Here is a 7,907-nt window from a genome sequence, read left to right as displayed (position 1 = left end):
CGCGCGGCGGCGCCTGTTCCGGCGACGGCCGCCGCCCGCGCCCGGCCGCGTCCACCTGGTGATCGTGCTGGACGAGGTCGACAAGCTGACGGCGGCCACGGCCGGGCTGGCCGCCGTGGAGGAGCTGCTGACCACGCTGAAGAACACGCTGACCATGCGCGGCGCGCACTTCCTCGTGGTGGCGGGGCCCGACCTGCACGACTACGCGGTCCGCGACGTCAGCCGCGGCAACAGCGTCTACGAGAGCGTGTTCGCCTGGCGGATGTACGTGCCGTGCACCTGGGAGGCGCCCGACCGGCTGGTGGACGCGCTGATCGGCCGCCCGCCGCCGGGCGCCGCCGAGGACGTGCGCCGGCTGGTCCGCTACCTGCGGTTCAAGGCCAGGGGCGTGCCGCGCCGGCTGCTGCAGGAGTTCGGCGACCTGGTGGTGTGGGAACACGGCCGGCCCTTCCTGGTGGCCGCGGGGGCCGACTACGACCGGATGGTGTTCTACGCGCGGCTGGAGGAGCTGGCCGACACCTACTTCCGCCAGCCGGGCCAGGAGCGGCTGTTCCCGGTGCCGATCGACGAGGACCGATGGCGCCTCGGCGGCTACTACATCCTCGACTGGATCCTGCGCAGCGAGGGCGAGCCGTTCACCTCGCTCAGCATCGTCGGCTCGCCCGAGCAGACTGAGCTCGACCCGCTGCTGCGCATCGCCCGGCCCGCGGTGGAGCGGCTGCTGCGGCACCTGGCCGGGCAGGGAGTGATCACCGTGCTGCGCGAGCCGGGGGTGAACGCGACCCTCGTCGGCAGCGAGGACTACGCGCAGCTCACCTCGTACAAGCTGGCCGAGGACGTCAAGCGGACGCTGCTCGGCATCGCGTTCGGCAACGAGGCCGAGCGGGCGGCGCTCGACCTTTCGGCGCCCCTCATCGCGGTCTCGCAGACCGGCTTCGTCACCGCCGCACCGGCCGCCACGCCCGCCGTCGAGGGCGACGGCGGGCCGCCGCCGGTCTACCAGCCCGCCTGGGAGCCACCGGCCGGCACCTACCCGCCGCAGCCGGTCACTTCCGCCCCGCAGCCGTCCCAGCCGGCCCCCCAGCAGGGCTGGTCCTCGCAGGCCGGGCCGTCTCACCGCACGATCGCCGACCGCTACACGGTGCTGGAGGTCATCGGGCAGGGCGGCATGAGCACGGTCTACCGGGGATACGACACGATGCTGGGCCGCGAGGTCGCGGTCAAGGTCATGCGCGCCGACCGGGCCGACGCCGACGACCTCGCCAGGAGGTTCCGCAGGGAGAGCAGGATCGCCACCAGGCTCAGGCACCCGGGCATCGTGTCCACGTACGACGTGGTCGAGGACCCGGTCGTCGGCCTGGTCATCGTGATGGAGCTGATCGAGGGCAGGACGCTGCGCGAGGTGGTCGACGGCGACGGGCCGCTCTCCCCTCCGGAGGCGGTCCGCCTGGCCAGGGCGCTCGCCGCGACCCTCGAGTACCTGGAGGGCGAGAACCTCACCCGCCTCGACCTCAAGCCGGCCAACATCATGATGAGCCCCGGCCGCGGCCCGGTGGTCATCGACTTCGGCATCGTCAAGGGCCTGGTCGACTCGACCGTCGCGACGGAGGTCGGCAGGATCATCGGGACGCCCGCCTACATCTCCCCCGAGGCGGTCAAGGGCGAGCGTGTGGACATAAGATCCGACATCTACACCTTCGGCATCGTGCTGTGCTACGCGCTCACCGGCCGGGTCCCGTACCCGACCGAGAGCGTCGAGAGCGTCCTCTACTCGATCTCGCAGGGCCTGCTGGACCTGTCGCCGCTCGACGGGCTGCCCGGCCTGGCGGCCGTCGTCCGCCGCGCGACCGCGCTGCTGCCCGAGGACCGCTTCCAGTCCCCCCGGGAGCTGCTCGCCGCGCTGATGGGACTGCCCGAGGCGGAGACTCTGGCGGAGAAGCCGGAGGCGGAGCTGGTCGAGGAGGGCACGCCGGCGGAGGAGACGCGGGTGGAGCCGCCGACGGTGGAGGTGCCGATCTGGCGGGTCGCCGGTCCCTCGCCCACGGCGCCGGCGACGGCGACGGATCCGGACGACCGGGCGCCCCAGGTCTACGGCGTCCGGTGCGGCAACGGCCACTTCAACGATCCGCGCCTGACGTACTGCCAGGTCTGCGGTCTGCGGCTGGACGCGGGGCCGCCCGAGCCGGTGCTGGAGCGGCGCCCGCCGCTGGGGGTGCTGCGGCTCGACGACGGGCAGGAGCTGGTGCTGGACCGGCGCTACGTGCTGGGCCGCAAGCCCGAGATCGCGCCGGAGGTCGAGGCGGGGCGGGCCACCGGGGTGCGCGTGGAGGATCAGGAACAGTCGATCTCGCGCCGCCACGCCCGCATCGACCTGAAGGACTGGGACGTGCTGGTCACGGACCTCGGCTCGACGAACGGCACCGCGGTCATGCCGCCCGGCGCCGCCGACTTCGCCGACCTGGTGCCTGACTCTCCCGTGGTGCTCACGGCCGGCTCGGTGATCCGGCTCGGGCTGCACAGGACGCTCCGCTACGAGCTCCAGACCTGAACCCGGGCCGGCGAGGCGTCACTCCACGACCGAGGCGGCGCTGCGGGGCGGGCCCACGTAGCGCCAGACGAAGTCGATGAGCACGCTGATCCTGTTGCGCCCGCCCAGCAGGTACGCCAGGTGCACGAGGATCCACACCAGCCAGGCGACCAGGCCGCGGATGGTGGCCCCGTTGCGGAGCTGCACGACCGCCTCGGCGCGGCCCACGACCGCCATGATGCCGGGGTCGCGGTAGGAGAATGGCGCGACGGGCAGGCCCTCGGCGGCGGCGAGGATCTGCCTGCCCACGTGCTTGCCCATCTGGATGGCGGGCTGGGCGAGCTGCGGCAGCGGGTCGGAGGGCAGGGCGAGGTCGCCGGCGACGAACACCTCCGGGTGCTCCCGCACGTTGAGCGCCTCGGTCACCACGATCCGGCCGCCCTTGCCCTGCGGCAGGCCGCAGTCGGCGACCTCGTTGGGCGCGGTGACGCCGAGCGCCCACACGGTCACGTCGCTGTGCAGCCGGGTGCCGTCGGTGAGGACGACGGCGTCGGGTTCGACGGCCGCGACCGTGCTGCCGAGCCGGAGCCGCACGCCGCGCCTGCGCAGCGCCTTGGCGGCCGACTCGCGCAACCTCGGCTTGTAGGGGGGGAGCACGTCGTCGAACCGCTCGACCAGCGTGACGCTGGTCTGGTCGGGGCGGATCTCGGGATGGGTGTACGGGAGCGTCCTGCGGCGCAGCTCGGCCATGGTGCCGGCCATCTCGACCCCGGTGGCACCCCCGCCGACGATGACGGCGTGCGTGGTGGGGCGCCTGCCCTCGGCGGTCTCCTCCAGGAGGCGCACCAGGGTCCTGCGCAGGGTGACCGCGTCGCGCACCGAGTACAGCGGCATGCTGTGCTTCTCCGCGCCCTCGATGCCGAGCCAGTTGGTGGAGACCCCGGTGGCCAGCACGAGATAGTCGTAGTCGATGACCGTTCCGTCGACCAGCTCCACCCGCTTCTCGCCCAGGTGCAGCTTGGCCAGCCCGCCCACCCGCACCCGCATGTCGGGATACTTGCCGGCGAAGGCCCGCATGGGGTAGGAGACGTCGCCGGCGGGGATGACGGCCGTGGCCACCTGGTAGAGCAGCGGCTGGAAGGTCGTGTACGGGTTGTGGTCGACGAGCGTGACGAACGCGCCTCCCCGGGCCAGCTCGCGGGCGGCGTTCAGCCCGGCGAAGCCGGCACCCACGACGACGGCGCGCGGCCTCGTCCGATTTCCGTCAGCAGTCACAAGGAGTCCCTCTCCGGCTCCGGCGGATCTACTCAGTGGAGTTTCGGTGGTGTTCTCAGTGGTGTCTCTCCCGGTCATCCGTCATGGCCGGGCGCTCCAGCGGTTCGCGCGGGTAGTGCAGGTCGAAGGCGGGCCGCTCGGAGCGGATGGGCGGGATCGAGGTGAAGTTGTGCCGCGGCGGCGGGCAGGACGTCGCCCACTCCAGCGAGTTGCCGTAGCCCCACGGGTCGTCCACGGTCACGCGCGGGGCGTACCTGGCGGTCTTCCACACGTTGTAGAGGAACGGCAGCGTCGAGGCGCCCAGCACGAACGCGCCCACGGAGGAGATCTGGTTCAGCGTGGTGAACCCGTCGACGACGCTGTAGTCGGCGTAGCGGCGCGGCATGCCGGCCACGCCGAGCCAGTGCTGCACCAGGAACGTGGTGTGGAAGCCGGCGAACAGCGTCCAGAAGTGCACCTTGCCGAGCCGGTCGTCCAGCATCCGGCCGGTCATCTTCGGCCACCAGAAGTAGAAGCCCGCGAACATGGCGAACACGACGGTGCCGAAGACCACGTAGTGGAAGTGGGCCACCACGAAGTAGGTGTCGGTGATGTGGAAGTCGAGCGGCGGCGAGGCCAGGATGACCCCGGTCAGTCCGCCGAGCAGGAACGTCACCATGAACCCCACCGCGAACAGCATGGGCGTCTCGAAGCTGAGATGGCCGCGCCACATGGTGCCGATCCAGTTGAAGAACTTCACGCCCGTCGGCACCGCGATGAGGAACGTCATGAACGAGAAGAACGGCAGCAGCACCTGCCCGGTCGGGAACATGTGGTGCGCCCACACGGTCATCGACAGCCCCGCGATCGCGATCGTGGCGCCCACCAGCCCCACGTACCCGAAGAGCGGCTTGCGCGAGAAGACCGGGATGACCTCGGTCACGATGCCGAAGAACGGCAGCGCGATGATGTAGACCTCGGGGTGGCCGAAGAACCAGAACAGGTGCTGCCACAGCAGCGGCCCGCCGTTGGCGGCGTCGTAGACGTGGGTGCCGAACTTGCGGTCCGACTCCAGCGCCAGCAGCGCGGCGGCCAGCACGGGGAACGCCATCAGCACGAGCATGCTGGTCAGCAGCGTGTTCCAGGTGAACAGGGGCATCCGGAACATCGTCATGCCGGGCGCGCGCATGCAGATGATGGTGGTGATGAAGTTGACGGAGCCGAGGATCGTGCCCAGGCCCGACAGGGCCAGACCCATGATCCACAGGTCGCCGCCGATGGCCGGCGAGAACGTGGCGGTCGACAGCGGCGTGTAGGCGAACCACCCGAAGTCGGCCCCGCCGCCCGGTGTCGCGAACCCCCACATCGCGATGATCCCGCCGAACAGGAACAGCCAGTACGCCACCGCGTTCAACCGGGGGAACGCCACGTCGGGCGCGCCGATCTGCAACGGCATGACCACGTTGGCGAAACCGGCGAACAGCGGCGTGGCGAACAGCAGCAGCATGACCGCGCCGTGCATGGTGAACAGCTGGTTGTACACCTGGGCGCTGACCACCTGGAGGCCAGGCTGGAACAGCTCTGCCCTGATGACCATCGCCATCAGGCCGGCCACCAGGAAGAACGCGAACGAGGTGATCAGGTAGAGATACCCGATCACCTTGTGGTCGGTCGTGGACATCCAGGCGGCCAGCACCGCGCCCATGCGCCGCGTCTTCACCGGGGCTAGTGGCGAGGTGAGGGGCTCGCCGGTTGCGGGCTTGTGTGTCGTCACCGAGGTCTCCCCCCGCGCGGGGTCCGGCACGCTCGCGTGCCGTGTCGCACGGGGAACTACCCTCTCGCGAAGAGATGTAGCGCAAAGGCCCGGTCTTACATCGGTCACGTCCGGGCAGACCGCCCCGTCTCCACTGCCTGGAGACGGGGCGGCTGGGCGAGCCGCCACACGAGCCCGCCACACGAGCCCGCCACCCGAGCCCGTCGCCCGAGCCCGTCGCCCGAGCCCGTCGCCCGAGCCTCAGGACACGGTGCGGTCCGGCCGCTCGGAGATGCGGATCGCGTTCACGATCGGCGACCCCTCGCGCGTCGCGAAACGCACGTTGAGCTGGCCGTCGGTGACCCGCACCGTGTACTGCCTGCTGACCGCGGTGTGCGTGCCCGCCTCCAGCGCCAGGTCCAGGGCCGGGATGGCGAGCTGCCCCTCGACCAGCACGTCGAAGACGCGCTTGCCGATCTTCGTCGACCGGGTGTCGGCGAAGCCGAGCTCGACCGTGTAGACGCCGGCCGGGACGTTGTCGAACCGGTACTCCAGCACGCCCTCGCGGGCCGTCCTGAACAGGGCCTGGTCGTCGGTGCCCGTGATGGTCCTGGACGTGCTGTGCGTGCGGTTCTGGGTGGCGACGTAGCCGTGGCCGCCCTGCGCGTACTTCCGGTCGGCCGTCCAGGTGTCGCCCGTGGCGTCCACGAAGCCCCTGCCGCCGCCGGCGTCCACGGCGACCTGGTGCTTGGGCACCACGACCGACACCTTGACCTCGATGACAGGCTGCCGGCCGCTCGCCGACCGGACGATCAGCTTGCCGGTGCGGACGGTGCCCGCCTGGACCCCGGCGCTGGAGACGGTCACCTTGAGCGTGGCCCGCTGCCCCTTGGCCAGGTCGCCCGCCGCGGGTGTCACGCCGAGCCAGCCCTGCGCCGGGTCGGTGGTCACCGTGTAGGCGGTCGCCGAGCCGAGGTTGGTCAGCTCGAACGTCCGGCTCCTGCTCGCCTCGCCCGGCGCCACCACGGTGATCTCGCCCAGGGACGGGCTCACCCGGCCGGTGACCAGCGCCGTGTCGATCCTGGTCGGCCCGGCCGGGGTGACGGTGACGGGCTTGGTGAAGGTGCCGTAGTGCTCCTTCGACACCTCCACCTGATAGTCGCCCGCGAGCACCTGGCCGTAGAAGGCGCCGTCCGGGCCGGTGGTGAGGGTGGCCACGTCGCCCACCTTGACCGTCGCGCCCGGCAGCGGGTCGCCGTCGTTGGCGTCGGTCACGACGCCCGTGACCAGGCCGTGCCGGCTGGCGGCGAAGGTCAGGCTCAGCCCGTTGGACAGCGCGGGCTCGTCGTAGGAGTAGAGCATCGCGTCGGTGCCGGTGGCGTTCTCGATGCCGACGGTGGCGCTGGTGCCCTGGTCGCGCTGGCTGTCGACGTCCTTGTAGCGGAAGCTCGCCGTGCCGTCCTCGCCGAGCAGGGCGGAGAACGAGATGCGCTGCGAGGCGTCGTTGTAGTACGTGAGGTTGCGCCACTCGATGACGAACCGCCGGTGCGGGGCGGTGCCGACGACGCCGGTGTAGACGCCGCCGCCGGCGTCGGCGACGAGGTCGTCCCAGTACGGGTAGACGGCGTTGTTGGGCGTGCCCGTGGCGGGGATGCGGCCGTTGACGCCGACGACGACCCTGTCGGCGGCGAAGGTGGCGAAACCGTTGGTGCTGATCCACGCCCTGGACTGGCCCGCGCCGTAGAAGGGCACCGGGAACGGCAGCGTCACCTGCTGGGCCTCGTCGTCGCCGGTGAGGGCGAGCTTGTCGGTGCCCGCGACGTACGGCTCGGCGCCGGTCTTGCAGGTGTAACCGAAGTTGTCGCCCCGCAGCCCGAGATCGATGTCCTGGACCAGGTCGCCGGTGAGCGTGACGCCCACGGTGGCGCCGCGGGAGCAGCGGCTGACCGGGGTGACCTGGACGCTGTACTCGCCGCGCGGCAGCGTGAGCCGGTAGCGGCCGGCGGCGTCGGTGACCGTGCGGGCCGGCGTGCCGAGCGCCTCGACCGTGGCGCCCGGCTCCGGCGTGCCGGTCGTGGTGACCGTGCCGGACAGCACCGCGTCGGGCTGCTGGGTCATGGAGAGGTCCGCGGTGACGCTCTGACCGGCGACGACCGTGGCCGTCGCGGTGCCCCTGGCGTAACCGAACTTCGTGGCGGTGATCTGGTACTCGCCCGCCAGCAGGCGCGGGATGGCGTACCTTCCGTCCTCACCGGTCACGACGGTGCGGGTGAGCGGCCCGGTGACGCTGACCGTGGCCCCGGCCACCGGCGCGCCGCCGGCGGTGACGGTGCCCGCGAGGTCGCCGACCCCGCCCACGGGGGCGGCCTGGAC

The 7,907-nt window shown here is 71.7% G+C and carries 4 protein-coding genes; 1 reads left to right on the top strand and 3 read right to left on the bottom strand.

What is annotated here, in order from left to right:
• A partial coding sequence (locus tag DQW85_RS14505) for an FHA domain-containing serine/threonine-protein kinase (RefSeq protein ID WP_113700837.1) occupies positions 1 to 2,548 on the top strand: 2,548 nt, incomplete at its 5' end.
• 18 nt (positions 2,549 to 2,566) lie between these two features.
• Here DQW85_RS14505 and DQW85_RS14500 read toward each other — a convergent pair.
• From DQW85_RS14500 to DQW85_RS14490, 3 genes are all read right to left on the bottom strand, one after another.
• On the bottom strand, positions 2,567 to 3,802 hold the full coding sequence (locus DQW85_RS14500; protein WP_162794984.1) for an NAD(P)/FAD-dependent oxidoreductase: 1,236 nt from the start codon (positions 3,800 to 3,802) through the stop codon (positions 2,567 to 2,569).
• Between the two features lie 55 nt (positions 3,803 to 3,857).
• The gene (ctaD, locus tag DQW85_RS14495; protein WP_113700835.1) at positions 3,858 to 5,486 is read right to left on the bottom strand and encodes an aa3-type cytochrome oxidase subunit I; all 1,629 of its coding nucleotides are present in this window, start codon (positions 5,484 to 5,486) and stop codon (positions 3,858 to 3,860) included.
• 309 nt (positions 5,487 to 5,795) lie between these two features.
• Positions 5,796 to 7,907, bottom strand: a 2,112-nt coding sequence (locus tag DQW85_RS14490; protein ID WP_205315128.1) for a carboxypeptidase regulatory-like domain-containing protein, incomplete at its 5' end; no start/stop codon positions are given.

The organism is Nonomuraea lactucae (genome assembly GCF_003313395.1).
GTDB lineage: Bacteria > Actinomycetota > Actinomycetes > Streptosporangiales > Streptosporangiaceae > Nonomuraea > Nonomuraea lactucae.
This window is presented reverse-complemented; position numbering and strand designations above follow the sequence as displayed.

Excerpts from the sequence above, each read along its gene's own strand:
- ctaD (WP_113700835.1), bottom strand. The coding sequence starts at position 5,486 with ATGGGCGCGGTGCTGGCCGCCTGGATGTCCACGACCGACCACAAGGTG.